Source organism: Psychromonas sp. SA13A (genome assembly GCF_011378715.1).
Classification (GTDB): Bacteria; Pseudomonadota; Gammaproteobacteria; order Enterobacterales; family Psychromonadaceae; genus Psychromonas.
Window position 1 is genome coordinate 65,132 of sequence record NZ_WTKU01000001.1, and the last position, 12,713, is coordinate 77,844.

Below are 12,713 nucleotides of genomic sequence, written 5' to 3' on the forward strand. Positions count from 1 at the left end.
ACCAAATTAATTTACTAATGTGAGGCTTTCTTTTGGATAAAATGACCATGTGTATTTTCACAAACTGAGGTATGTTTAGACACCTATAGACCCTGTTATCTCTTAATGCGAGTGATTAGGTCACTATGTAAATTCTATTAACTTAAACAAGGGTAAGACGCACCAATTATTTGAGTTCTAATTATATGCGCTTGTATTTGTACAAAGAGTTTATTTATGCAAGTATACAGAGGTAACGAACGTTAAATCTATTAAGGGCAATCTATGAAAATAAATATTTCCGGTCACCATGTTGATGTTACTGATAGCATCAAAGAGCACTTAGAAGAAAAATTCGCTAAAATATCTACGCATTTCCCCACACTTATCTCGCTAGATGTGATCATTTCCAAAGAGCATGATGAGTTTAATGTTGAGATTAGCACCAATTATGAAGGCACCAGCATTGCTGTTAAAGGCAACAATGCAGTTATGTACCCAGCTATTTCAAATGCAGCTAAAAAATTAGATACCGTGTTAAAACACCGTAAAGGTCAATTAAAAGCAGATTTACATGAAAAGCCTGAGCTGATTGAACCTGAAAGTGATGATGAAATTGAAGAAGAAGAAACTAACTTAAATTAGTCTACTCGATTAAGCCAATCATATTAAAACGCAGCCTCGCTGCGTTTTTTGTTTTAGTACGATAAAAACCTCGCAGAAACCTTCCATTTGCACTTTTAAAATAACGCCCCTGTTTTCTAAAAAATGATAATCGTGATTATCCGCTAACTAGATAACCAAACTTAGTTGACCATTTCACTTTGTGTTACGAAGAAAAATTGACCAAATATTATAGTTTTCCAAATCGTTTGGTACAGTTTCGTACACAATTTTCTAGGGCGCTTTGGGGCACAAAGCGCCCTAGAAAAATTACCGATAGATACAAAAAAGGCAACCATGTAGGTCGCCTCCAAGGGCTCTTTAGAGATTTGAAGTTGGGGTTATGCTAAATACAGAAATGCACCTAACAAGCATTCCTATGCATATCTCGTTAATAAGAGTTTAAGTACAGCGCTATTAAAAATGTTTTACTCTGCATCGCTTACTTATTCAAATGCCCCATCATTATTTATTAATACGACGATACCAATCATAGATAGCCCTGCCAATTGCATAAGGATTGTCTTCTTGCACATAGTGAATACCCTCACCAATATAAGATATCTGTATATTTTTAGCGCGAGTTTCCCAATAATCAGCGGCTTCTGGTGGGTTTTGAGAGCCCGGTGTTGCGTACAAATATAACCATGGAATGTCAGTATTTTCAAGCCAAGTATTGTAGTCGCTGATCACTTTGGTAGTGACTGCGGGCTCACCTCCAATCGGTATTTCCAAAGGCCATTGGTAAACCTGTATACGGGATTTTTCAGTCGGAAATGGCTTTAGATACTCTTCGTGTGTAGCTTTGTCTAACGGACGAACAATAGCACCCGGTAGCGCAACTTCGAGAAACCAGTTATCTTCGATAATCAGTTTATGTCCTTTAATAGGATCACGAACCATTTTAGAAAATTCAGCTTTTTTATGAGGATAATCTTCGTAGCTCTTTGCCGGAAGAAGAGGTGCCATAAGCGCTTCCATCGTCACAATCGCTTTAATCCTTGATTCATTCAAACGAGCATAATGTAAACCAAGTCCAGAGCCCCAATCGTGGACAACTAAGGTAATGTTTTGAAGGTCCATTTTTTTCATAAATGCATCAAAATATAGATAATGATCTTCAAATGTATAATTTAACTCTGGCTGATCAGATTTACCAAAGCCGATATTATCAGGTGCAATTAAACGACCTTGCGATTCTAAGTGTGGCATGATGTTACGCCATAAATAAGATGATGTTGGTTCACCGTGTAAGAATAAAATAGGATCGCCTTCGCCAACGTCTATGTAAGCCATCTTAGATCCTAAAATATCGATAAATTGATGGGTTTACTTAGTCGTTGATGGAATTTCAGTTGTTAATTGTAAGTTCATATTATCTCCAAAACCTACCACAAACGATAGGCTAATTTATTAGGGATCAGGTTTAGGTTAATCACTATCAGTCATGATGACGCATGAGTATGTTCATATTGTCAGGTTTATACTTTCTTCTGCCATGCAAATTTTTGAAATGGTTTATCCACTGGCGTATTAGCAATATGGTTTACATAGTTACTGATAGTCTTTTGAGAAAGTCCCAAAATAATATCTAGCACTTGTTGTTGCTCGTAGCCTGCATCATAAAAAGCACTCAGCTCCTCTGTTGATACTTGTCCACGTTTGCGAACAATACTCAATGTCAAATCTAACAACGCTTGTAATTTAGGTGTTGGCATTGGTAGTTGATCTCGCAATGCCTTTGTCAATGCAGGGTCTACTTTCATCATGTTTGCAATAGCAGTATGAGCAGGTACACAGTAAGTACAGCCATGTTCGATATTAATTCCTTGCCATACGACGGTTAATTCTTCTGCATTAAATGAAGACTGAATGAAAAGGTTATTAAGTTCATTATAGGCAATAAGCAGTTCTGGAGATTCTGCAATAATGCCATGCAGGTTAGCAATCATGCGGTTCTTTTTAAGAGAAGTCGCTAATAACGGTTTACTTTTTTCTGGTGCAGTTTCTAGGGTATGAATAGTAAATGTGTTCATGGTATTAACTCCAATATTGATAAGGTATCAACTCAGTCATTCACTGTATTGATTAATTGGTTGTTATTATTCCTTAAAAAACACATCAGATAATCAGAGGTTTTTCCCATTGATTAGGGGGTTATTTGCTACAATAGAAGTCTAAGTGTAATAAAAAGTGCTAACTGGCTACTTTGAGTGGGATATTGCAAACAATAAGCCGATATGTAGTTTTGTGCTGACGAGGACTTTTATCATGGATATAGCAACAAGATTAGATCTGTTTTTCGATGTCGTTAAGCAAGGTTCTTATACCAAAGCGGCTAATCTTCGAAATATAGATAGATCATCATTATCTAAACAAATAAAAATGTTAGAAGATGAACTAGGAACTCGTTTACTTAATCGTTCAACACGTTCTTTATCATTAACAGAAGCAGGAAAAGAAGTACTTAAACAAGCAGAATTAGTGAGGCAAACCATTGCAGATACTCACCGGATTGTTGAATCTTTCCACAGTCAGCCTAAGGGCCTGCTTCGAATCACCAGCCCGACTTTATTTGGCAAACAATACGTACAAAAAGCTATCATAAAATTTATGAAAGCTTATCCAGATGTCCATATTCAACTCATTTTAGATAATAAAAAACGCAGTATAATCGAAGATAAATATGATATTGCCTTTCGTATTGGACAGGCACAGGATTCCAACTTAATCGCACGAAAGCTAGCAGTGAATAAACCGATTTTATTAGCTTCAAAAGGTTTTCTAAAAGAATATGGGACACCACAAACACCACAAGAATTGTTCGCACTACCGGCCGTTGTATATGCAAATGACGGTTTAGTTGTGAATCGAATTACCATTGGTGCTGACTCGAAATTAACGCCTGGCGTAATATGGGAGCTTCAAGGGAAATATCGAGTTAATGAGCCGGAACTTATTCTTGATGCCATTAAATCGGGTATTGGCTATGGAATGCTGGGCGCTTATATGCTCGATAAAAATATCAAAGAATATGGACTGGTGCCACTGCTGACCAATTACACCTTGCCTGAAACATTAGGCGATATTCATGCACTATACCCGCATCGTAACCCAACCCCATTAGTGAATAAATTCATAGATACGATAAAAGAGGTGATTGGTGAGACGCCAATTTGGGAAAGTTATATTGACAATTTTTCTGATTATTACAAAAAGAACTAAATTAGGCTGGACTTGTTATTTGATGTCCATTAATCACTTTACACATACTAAGTTTTTGTGGCTGAGTAATATTAGCCACAAGTTTGTAGGTTTCTAAATTGCTTTGGGGGCGGAAGCATTTTGCTTCCGGATAGCATTATATTGATGATCATGTATCTGTTGACTCTGAAATTGTTAATGCATCTTCAATCTCTACACCTAAATACTCAATAGTACTTTCTAATTTTGAGTGGCCTAAAAGTAGCTGTATTGCTCGAAGATTTTTTGTTTTAGTATAGATTAAAGATGCTTTAGTTCTTCTAAGTGAATGGGTATTGTATTGAGTAATATCTAAGCCAAGTTTATCAACCCATTGTTTAACTATATTTGAATAGTAATGGTAACTAATATGGTAATTTTCCTTTCTGGGACTAGGAAATAAATAGTCGACAGGTTTTAAATCTTTACTATGGATCCAAATATTTAAACATTGCTGTGTTTTGGAGGTGATTTCAAATTGGACTTCTCGGTGTGTTTTCTTTTGTTCTATTATCGCCCTAGATTGAATTAGTGAGCCTGTGCAAATATCACGTACCTTGAGCTTAATTAAGTCACTTGACCGAAGCTTGCTATCAATTGCCAAATTAAATAAAACTAACTGTTCAAGCTTATTTTCTAATTCTAACCGTATACGAATTCGCCAAATTTCCTCTAATTTAAATGCTTTTTTCTGACCGACTCGCTTTCCTTTATTCCATGCTTTCATAATCTACTCCTATTGAATGGTGTAGTAGGAGCGTTATGTAATTCTGTTTCGAAAGCAAAGTATGGGGCACATAGCGACTTAAAAATTCATCTCTAAATGAGTAGTTAAACCTATGAACTACCATAAATAGCGCTCTTTTTAATTGCGTAGAATATCGGTTTTTTCTAGCCAAGTTCGAGTATTAAATTTCGAATCTGATCAGCCAGCTCAGGTGATTTAATTAAAGCACCATGACAAGGCAGTAAAATTTTAGGCGGTGAAATTTCAATAAGTTGCATTACCGCGCTGGCAAAGACTTTTCGATCTTTAATACCAAAATTAGGAAATACTTTAACCATTTTTACAATGTCACATATTGGGCCTTCAGTATGTTTTTGGCCAGCAAAGGCATCCACAACATGCCAAATATAGCCAATCTGCGCTGACTCTATAAGCCAAACCTCACCATTTTTCAAACCACTGGGTTCTTCCAAGGTAAGCCCGTCTGGTAGTGCACTGGCTAGCGATGATAATTCTTTGAACGTTAGTCCTGTCTTGCTAGTCAAGCGTGCATGAGCACTCTCAGATGCCACCAGATGAGCTTTGGGGTAGGCTTTTGAGTACTCTACCAAACCAGCATTATGGTAGGTATTGGGGGCGAGTAGATACTTGACATCGCCTAATTCGATTAGGCTATTTTTAGCCTCTTCACTGAGGCCTGACACTGGACTATATAAACAAACGCCACCTATTCTCAGTTTAATAGCCGTGCATCTAAGGCTATTTTTGGTGGCGGTATATAATGTAGCAGAGCCATCGACTGCTTCAAACTTGGATAATTTAGCTGCCATCGGTACTTCCTTTGTCGTGGTCAAATTATAGTGTCAAATTATAGCGGTCAAATAAATCTGCTCATGGTTCCGTAGTCTACCCAATATAACGCTTAAGCATTTTTTCTATTTGACCACTAGCCCTATAATTAGTGTTTATTTAATAACTTTTTTATACCAATCGACAATACCTTCACCAATTTCGTGTGGATGTGACTCTTGTAGATAATGCTTTCCTTCACCTAAATCTACTGCAGTAATATTTTTCCACGTTTCAGCGATATGCTCACCTAATTCTCGATTAATGATTAGTCCTGGCTCTGCATAAAATAACAACTTAGGCACATCTGAATTTTTGTGGTATTCATTATATGAATTAACAATGTCAGTGGTAAATTTTGGGACGCCATCAAAAGAAATTTGACCAGGCCACATAAGCAGTGGTTTACGGCTCTTTTCTTCCAAATAAGGCGCTCGGTAATGGTCCATTTCTTCTTGAGTTAATTCTCTGCCCGCCATCATGGGTAGCATAGCCTCAATAAAGAAGTTGTTTTTAACAATCATTTCATGCCCTTCTGCAGGGTCACGAAATTTTTTAAATAATGTTTCTGTCTCTTTAGTCGTATTTTTCCAATAAGAAACTTGAGACATAGCTTCAAAAAAAACAATCCCTTTTATATTTTCTCTATGCTGATTGGCATAGTTAAAACCTAAAGCAGAACCCCAATCTTGAATGACTATAATGATATTTTTTAAGGCTAACTTTTCAATAAACGCATCTAAATAGGTAATATGGTCTTCAAATGTATAATCTATATCGGGCTTGTCAGACTTACCCATTCCAATAAGATCAGGAACAACCACACGACCTAAGGCACTTACATACGGAATGATGTTTCGCCATAAATAACTTGATGTAGGGTTTCCGTGTATGAGTAAAAAAGTATCTTTAGAATTTTTGTCTCCTTCATCTACATAATGCATTTTAGAATCTAATACTACTTGAAATTTAGATTCAAAAGGAAACGCTGCTGATATTGGTTTGTTGTTTGACATATTTATTCCTTTTTAAATGTTTAAATTGAATTTTTGCGATTTAAAACTCTTGCTGCTTTTCTAATTTGCTTCAGTTTTTCTCGTTTTGTTTTATCCCACTTTTCTGTACCCGCGCTATATCCGTAAGCACAAATTTTAGTTGCGTTTTCAAATAGAAATCCTTCCTGCTCTTTAGGGTATATATTTCCTATTTCTCTAAGTGTCCAACCCACTCCTTTTTCAACATAATAAGCGTGGTCAGAAATTAAAGGTACTACCAAATCTATAAGTACTTGAAAAGGTAAATAGTGTTTTCTATGAGCGCTGTAATAAAGTAAACCCACTATGCTTTGTCTTCTATGCCATGGGTTTGTAGACGTATTCCATTTTTTATACGTTGGCAAAATTAATGCTGCATCATATTCTACTAATTGAGCATATATTTTTGAAATGCCATCGCTTGTTTCCCATCGATTAATTTTGTCTTGCCATAATTTAATCGTTGGCCAAGCGGCCAGCATTTCATCTTTGTTTTTAATATGCTCCTCCAAGAAATACAAACAAAACATTTCTGCTCTATACACTTTTGTGTTCGTCCAGATATAACTCCATATCGCTAGTTGTTTATCAAAAGGCAATTGCTTAAAAGAAAAACCTCCTTCAAAAGCTTTTCTTTGCAAAGGAACGGTTTCAACAGCTTTAGAAGTGATTGTTTCTATTTCTTGAAGGTAGTTTTGCATATTATTTAAAACTCTAATATTAATAGCTTCTTTCGCTAATATATTATTTTATAGTGGTTAGCGAATCGTTGGTTATAAATTAATTGCTAGCGGTTAATGCCGAGCTAATTACTTCATTACCATGATAAAGTTCAAATATCTGGTTACTGACTTCGTCACGATTAATGTAATACTCTATTGATTTAGCGACATCTTCTCTGCTAATGAATAAATCATTCGTAGAAGTCGAACGCGTGGTTGTTATGAGCCCGTTGCCTTTATCATTAGTCAGGCTTCCCGGTCTAAGAATGGTGTAATTTAGGCCACTGGATAATAGGTACTGATCGGCAAAATACTTTGCCACCAAATAGGGTTTTATTTCTGATTCAAATTCGTCAGGGTCTTGTGCGCCTAAACCACTTACCATTACAAAATGTTGTATACCTTCCTTTAAAGAATAATCAACTGCTTTTTTTGCTGCCCATAAATCTATTAGAAGTGTTTTATCGTCGCCTGTATTACCGCCAGAACCTGCACTAAATACTACTTTATCGCAGTCCTTAAAAGCGTGTTCAAAATCAGTTTCAAGATCGCCAACAACAGCCTCTACACCCATATTTTCTAACTTCTCAGCTTGTTGTTTGCTACGAACCATTGCGACAACTGGGCGATCCTGATTGTGAAGCAACTCAACCACTATTTTACCAATCTGGCCATTAGCGCCAATAATGAGTGTTTTTTTCATTTTTTATACCTTTTAAAGCAACTGTTTCACGTTGACCTGCCAAACAAAATACAAAAAAGGCAGGATCAACTCACATTAGATTAGAAGTCTTGAATTGTTGGTCTGATAATAATTTCGTTAATATCGACATCATCTGGTTGTTCAATCGCATAGGCGACAGCTTTAGCAATAGATAACGCTGGAATAGCGACTTTATAAATATCTTGAACAAATTGAGAGGTGGCTTCATCCGAACTACCGAATTTTAATTCAGAATCAATTAAGCCAGGTGATAATAGCGTTGTACGTATATTGCCACCCACTTCCGCTCTCAATCCTTCTGTTATCGCTTTAACCGCAAATTTTGTACCGCTATAGACAGCCGAACCCGGTGAAACTTTATGTGCAGCAACGGAAGCGAGATTAATAAAGTGACCACTATTTTGTTTGGTAAACACGGGAAGTGCAGCGGCGATACCGTAAAGTACCCCTTTGATATTAATGTCGACCATGCGATCCCATTCATCAACCTTAACCTCAGCCATCGGAGCAATTGACATCAAGCCGGCATTATTGACCATGACATCTAAGCGTCCAAAAGTCTCAATCGCCTTGTCGACAAGCATTTTAACCTGATCGGATTTGGTGACATCCATCGTGACATATTCAGCTTCGCCACCCTCAGCACGAATATCATTTACGATAGCTGCTAGTTTTTCACTACGACGCGCACCCAATACGACTTTAGCACCTTTTTGAGCCAGAAAACGCGCAGTTGCTTCACCTAAACCACTGCTTGCACCCGTTATAACAATCACTTTATTTTCTATATTTGTATTCATTGGATATAGCCTATTTATTATTCATTTCTAAGTGAACAAGCGCTTTTTCTGCAATTTCAACACCGTATTCTTGAACAAAGTGTCCTGCTTCTGCAATTTTTAAGGGCTCAGGGCAGCCTTTAATAAAGCTTCTTAAGTACTCCATTGGGCCTTCGCCTAAAGCTGTATCTTTCATGCCTATCGCCATGAAACTTTGACCGTTCCAGTCTTTTGACCAAAACTCTCTTGCGCGTTTTCCGTGCTCAACACCATCCATCGTTGGCTCGACAGGCACCATGGCGGGAAAGCGTCTTACGCCTGCTTTATAGCTGTTGTCTGGAAATGGCGCATCGTAAGCTATAACATCCATCACAGATACGGCTGGCCCTGCGTCACAGGCAAATAAACCACCGACTGGTATTTCAGGGGCATTTGCGCAGAAATCTCGCCACTGATAAAACCCTTCAGGGGCGGTTTCACCCACCGATATTGCCGTGTTCATAACAATCAAATTTTTGAATCGATCTTGCATATCCATTGGGATTGTTAACCCTAGAATTCCGCCCCAGTCTTGACAGACCAACGTAATATTTTTCAGATCAAGGCGTTCAATTAATCGCATTAAACTATCACGGTGAAAATCAAAGGTATAAACCGATTCATCAACGGGTTTATCTGAACGACCAAAGCCAAACAAATCAGGCGCAACAACACGATGACCAGCGCCCGTAAATATAGGAAGCATTTTTCTATATAAGTAGCTCCATGAAGGCTCACCGTGTAAACATAAAAAAGTGTTTTCAGATGAGGAATCACCCTCGTCGATGTAGGCCATGCGTAAAGACTCAAAACCAGCTAAATCATCAATGTAGTTAGGTTGGTAAGGAAAGGCCGGTAATACAGAGAATCTTTCTTCTGGTGTTCTTAATGCTTTAATCGTCATAATATTTCTCCTGAAAAGTAGTTTATTTAAGTTAATGTTATCAATGCTAAAATTATTAATTTATAAGTTACTGAGTTTTGCCTAAAAATAGGGATTTAAAGGGCTGCTCGGATGCTCGCATACTGCCAATGATGTAAACAAAGGCGGTAATAAGATCCATGACAGAAATATAGACAAAGATCTTTGGTACCAAGCCTAATGAAGCGGCATATGTAACAATGATAAAGCCGACCATTCTTACCAATCCGTTCCAAACAATAAGAGGGGCACGGGTTTTAATGTCTGAAGTAGCCCAAAGTAACGCAGCGCCCATAAGCATAAAAGATACGCCCAATACCACCGTGATAATTAACGTGTCTGCTTGAGGTGCCATCAGCGCTGAAATAATCATGCCTAGTGCGATTGGAAAGTTGAATAGAGCAGTAATTTGTACGAATTTTTTAAACATTTTTAGTTCACTTATTTTATACTTATGAAGCGATCGCTTCAGAATTGAGTTAATTGTGAAGCGATCACTTTGTAATGTCAATAGGGCGAATTGACATTTTGAAGTGACTGCTTCAAAATAGAGTTAATTAATATTATTTTTAAGGGCCACAGAGTGAAAGCAGGACGAAAAAGAGCGTTTGATAAAGAAGTCGTTTTAGATAAAGCGATGCGGTTATTTTGGGCCAATGGGTTCTCGGGTACTTCTGTTGCTAATCTTTCTTCTGAACTTGGCATTAATACGTCGAGTTTGTACGGAACGTTTGGCAATAAAGAACAGTTATTCAAAGACTCACTGGTTCATTATGTTAAGCAATACGTTGCAGCTAATTACAAACACCTAGTAGATCCATCAAATGCAACATTAAAAGAGCGATTACAAACTTGTTTCTATGGGCTTATTGAGCTGTTCACTAATAATGAGACTCCCCGTGGATGCTTACTCGTAAAAAGTGTTAATGAATCAGACAGTGTTGCGTTTCCAGAAGACGTGGTTGTTTATATAGAAAAATCAGGAACAGAAACTCAGCAAATACTGACGGATTTATTCGCGTCTGGCATTACGAAGACTGATATGCCCAAAGGTCAAACAGCTGAAAAACTTGCTACGTATCTATTGTCAATTAGTTATGGCATTGCCGTTCAAGCAAAGGCTGGTAAATCGGAAGAAGAGTTAAAGTCAGTCCTTGATCATAGTTTGAATTCTATTTTTGCTTAAAGCTAGTTAAGTATCATGACTAACTACTGTAGGATATAAATTTTTAGTCTTAGTAAGTCGCTAAGGGGGCGAAAGCGATTTTGCTAATGACACTCCTTATTGAAAGCGAACCTAGTTTTTAGAAGAAGTTTAAGCTAGCAAACTGAATAGTGATACAAGCATAAGTCAGTTGACATGCCCTTCTAATTCCAACCCCTACCAGTAAATTTAGACAAACCTTAGTTTGTCTAAATTTAATTACCTTTGTCTATAATTTAAATACCCTACCACACTACACATCTTGTCCTGCTGCCCAGCCGCAGCTCCAACACCATGCAAAATTAAACCCCCCGAGCCAACCGGTCACGTCCATTGCTTCACCCACAAAATATAAGCCTTTAACGGATTTACATTCCATGGTTTTAGAGGAGATCACATCGGTATCAACACCACCTAGTGTCACTTCTGCCGTCCTATACCCCTCGGTGCCATTAATTAACGGTTGCCATTGATGAAATAATGCCACAATTTGTTGTAGCTCTTTTTCATTGAACTGTTTTAACGGACGACTTTCAATTTCAGCCAAGCCTAGCAAACACTCTACCACTCGTTTAGGTAGGTGTTGAGACAGCAATGTTTTAAGCGCTAGTTCAGGGCGATCTTGTTGTGTCTGTGTCAATAAGCTTTGCAGATCTTGACTGGGTAATAGATCTATCAAGATGGTATCACCAGCCTGCCAGTAGTTTGATATTTGTAAAATAACCGGTCCGCTCAAGCCTCGATGAGTAAATAACAAAGCCTCACTAAAGCTCATGGGCGTTTCTTTTTTAGCATGCCCTTTTTTATCTGACTCTTTACCTGCCACGTCTTTTTTAATGGCAGTAGCGGTAGCGGGAAAACTAATCCCAGATAATTCAATGAGTTTATCTTTGAGTACCGGTTGTAATGTAAAAGGCACTAAGCCTGCACGGGTTGGTTTAACGGGTAAGTTATATTTTTCAGCTAATTGATAAGCAAAAGGTGTAGCACCTAATTTAGGCAGAGATAAACCGCCCGTCGCAACCACTAATGACTGACATTTAAAATCACCTTGGTTGGTTTGTACGGCAAAGTCGTTGTCTGCTATTTTCTGGTGGTCGATGACTTCACATTGCGTTTTAATGGTAACACCTGCCGCTTGTGCTTCATCTAACAGCATTTTTACTATTTGCTTTGCGCTATCATCACAGAATAGTTGCCCGTGGTCTCGCTCATGCCAACTGATATTGTGTTTGTCCACCAGCGCAATAAAGTCCCACTGTGTGTATCGGCTTAATGCTGATTTTACAAAGTGTGGATTACTACATAGGAAGTTGCTCGGCTCTACGTATAAGTTGGTAAAGTTACAACGCCCGCCACCACTCATTATTATTTTTTGGCCAATACGTTTTGCGTGTTCAATGAGTAAGACTTTACGGCCACGTTTGCCCGCTTCAATTGCACACATCAAACCTGACGCACCTGCGCCAATAATAATTACATCAAACATTGCTCACCTTAAACACAGTTAATTTGGTACTTTGACTCAATATTTTTTTGAAGCAAACGAAGATAAATTATCCCAACCTCTGCTTCGTTTTTAGAGTCTCTTGTTATAAAACATTGAATAAATAGGCTTTAACTGCAACTATCTTTTCTGCTAAAAAATTATCGGCTAAGGATACACTATTTGCCTTTTTTAGGGGGAATTCCTCAGTGAAATAAATAGCAGACGATGGGCCGTTTTTTGTCGCACTGATTGTGTCTTTGTCTGTTGTTTATGTTCGGGCTTATGATGGAGCTTATTAAGCTATTCCACCCTCTTGAATTAGAGCCTTATTTCAGCGTA

General features: G+C 37.8%; 14 protein-coding genes. 3 read left to right on the forward strand and 11 right to left on the reverse strand.

What is annotated here, in order from left to right:
* The first annotated feature begins 264 nt into the window (after positions 1–264).
* Complete coding sequence (raiA, locus tag GQR44_RS00325) at positions 265–624, forward strand: ribosome-associated translation inhibitor RaiA (RefSeq protein ID WP_166368091.1); 360 nt, start codon at positions 265–267, stop codon at positions 622–624.
* A gap of 483 nt (positions 625–1,107) precedes the next feature.
* Here raiA and GQR44_RS00330 read toward each other — a convergent pair whose 3' ends face one another.
* Together GQR44_RS00330 and GQR44_RS00335 are read right to left on the reverse strand one after the other, a co-directional pair.
* A complete protein-coding gene (locus GQR44_RS00330; protein WP_346774310.1) occupies positions 1,108–1,959 on the reverse strand; it encodes a haloalkane dehalogenase in 852 nt (283 codons plus the stop codon).
* Between the two features lie 164 nt (positions 1,960–2,123).
* A complete protein-coding gene (locus tag GQR44_RS00335; protein WP_166368095.1) occupies positions 2,124–2,678 on the reverse strand; it encodes a carboxymuconolactone decarboxylase family protein in 555 nt (184 codons plus the stop codon).
* Between the two features lie 235 nt (positions 2,679–2,913).
* On the opposite strand from GQR44_RS00335, the gene GQR44_RS00340 reads away from it, so the two are divergent.
* Positions 2,914–3,867, forward strand: a complete 954-nt coding sequence (locus GQR44_RS00340; protein WP_166368097.1) for a LysR family transcriptional regulator — start codon at positions 2,914–2,916, stop codon at positions 3,865–3,867.
* Between the two features lie 148 nt (positions 3,868–4,015).
* On the opposite strand, the gene GQR44_RS00345 is transcribed toward GQR44_RS00340, so the two are convergent.
* From GQR44_RS00345 to GQR44_RS00380, 8 genes are all read right to left on the reverse strand, one after another.
* Complete coding sequence (locus GQR44_RS00345) at positions 4,016–4,612, reverse strand: tyrosine-type recombinase/integrase (protein WP_166368099.1); 597 nt, start codon at positions 4,610–4,612, stop codon at positions 4,016–4,018.
* A 164-nt stretch (positions 4,613–4,776) separates the two neighbouring features.
* Positions 4,777–5,442 carry a hypothetical protein gene (locus GQR44_RS00350; protein WP_166368101.1) on the reverse strand — a complete coding sequence of 222 codons (666 nt, stop codon included), beginning with the start codon at positions 5,440–5,442 and terminating at the stop codon, positions 4,777–4,779.
* Between the two features lie 135 nt (positions 5,443–5,577).
* A complete protein-coding gene (locus tag GQR44_RS00355) occupies positions 5,578–6,477 on the reverse strand; it encodes a haloalkane dehalogenase (RefSeq protein WP_166368103.1) in 900 nt (299 codons plus the stop codon).
* Between the two features lie 20 nt (positions 6,478–6,497).
* Positions 6,498–7,196, reverse strand: a complete 699-nt coding sequence (locus GQR44_RS00360; RefSeq protein ID WP_166368105.1) for a DNA alkylation repair protein — start codon at positions 7,194–7,196, stop codon at positions 6,498–6,500.
* A 79-nt stretch (positions 7,197–7,275) separates the two neighbouring features.
* On the reverse strand, positions 7,276–7,920 hold the full coding sequence (locus GQR44_RS00365; RefSeq protein ID WP_166368107.1) for an SDR family oxidoreductase: 645 nt from the start codon (positions 7,918–7,920) through the stop codon (positions 7,276–7,278).
* A gap of 80 nt (positions 7,921–8,000) precedes the next feature.
* Positions 8,001–8,741: an SDR family oxidoreductase gene (locus tag GQR44_RS00370; protein WP_165728950.1), complete on the reverse strand. Its 741-nt coding sequence runs from the start codon at positions 8,739–8,741 to the stop codon at positions 8,001–8,003.
* A 10-nt stretch (positions 8,742–8,751) separates the two neighbouring features.
* Positions 8,752–9,663, reverse strand: a complete 912-nt coding sequence (locus GQR44_RS00375; protein WP_110924242.1) for a haloalkane dehalogenase — start codon at positions 9,661–9,663, stop codon at positions 8,752–8,754.
* 67 nt (positions 9,664–9,730) lie between these two features.
* A complete protein-coding gene (locus tag GQR44_RS00380; protein WP_166368109.1) occupies positions 9,731–10,111 on the reverse strand; it encodes a hypothetical protein in 381 nt (126 codons plus the stop codon).
* 153 nt (positions 10,112–10,264) lie between these two features.
* On the opposite strand from GQR44_RS00380, the gene GQR44_RS00385 reads away from it, so the two are divergent.
* Positions 10,265–10,867, forward strand: coding sequence for a TetR/AcrR family transcriptional regulator (locus GQR44_RS00385; protein ID WP_166368111.1), 603 nt, complete (start codon positions 10,265–10,267; stop codon positions 10,865–10,867).
* A gap of 271 nt (positions 10,868–11,138) precedes the next feature.
* Here the strand turns inward: GQR44_RS00385 and GQR44_RS00390 are convergent, their stop codons facing one another.
* The gene (locus GQR44_RS00390) at positions 11,139–12,374 is read right to left on the reverse strand and encodes an NAD(P)/FAD-dependent oxidoreductase (protein WP_166368113.1); all 1,236 of its coding nucleotides are present in this window, start codon (positions 12,372–12,374) and stop codon (positions 11,139–11,141) included.
* Positions 12,375–12,713: the final 339 nt, after the last annotated feature.

Excerpts from the sequence above, each read along its gene's own strand:
- raiA (WP_166368091.1), top strand. The coding sequence starts at position 265 with ATGAAAATAAATATTTCCGGTCACCATGTTGATGTTACTGATAGCATC.
- GQR44_RS00335 (WP_166368095.1), bottom strand. The coding sequence starts at position 2,678 with ATGAACACATTTACTATTCATACCCTAGAAACTGCACCAGAAAAAAGT.
- GQR44_RS00340 (WP_166368097.1), top strand. The coding sequence starts at position 2,914 with ATGGATATAGCAACAAGATTAGATCTGTTTTTCGATGTCGTTAAGCAA.
- GQR44_RS00345 (WP_166368099.1), bottom strand. The coding sequence starts at position 4,612 with ATGAAAGCATGGAATAAAGGAAAGCGAGTCGGTCAGAAAAAAGCATTT.
- GQR44_RS00350 (WP_166368101.1), bottom strand. The coding sequence starts at position 5,442 with ATGGCAGCTAAATTATCCAAGTTTGAAGCAGTCGATGGCTCTGCTACA.
- GQR44_RS00355 (WP_166368103.1), bottom strand. The coding sequence starts at position 6,477 with ATGTCAAACAACAAACCAATATCAGCAGCGTTTCCTTTTGAATCTAAA.
- GQR44_RS00360 (WP_166368105.1), bottom strand. The coding sequence starts at position 7,196 with ATGCAAAACTACCTTCAAGAAATAGAAACAATCACTTCTAAAGCTGTT.
- GQR44_RS00365 (WP_166368107.1), bottom strand. The coding sequence starts at position 7,920 with ATGAAAAAAACACTCATTATTGGCGCTAATGGCCAGATTGGTAAAATA.
- GQR44_RS00370 (WP_165728950.1), bottom strand. The coding sequence starts at position 8,741 with ATGAATACAAATATAGAAAATAAAGTGATTGTTATAACGGGTGCAAGC.
- GQR44_RS00375 (WP_110924242.1), bottom strand. The coding sequence starts at position 9,663 with ATGACGATTAAAGCATTAAGAACACCAGAAGAAAGATTCTCTGTATTA.
- GQR44_RS00380 (WP_166368109.1), bottom strand. The coding sequence starts at position 10,111 with ATGTTTAAAAAATTCGTACAAATTACTGCTCTATTCAACTTTCCAATC.
- GQR44_RS00390 (WP_166368113.1), bottom strand. The coding sequence starts at position 12,374 with ATGTTTGATGTAATTATTATTGGCGCAGGTGCGTCAGGTTTGATGTGT.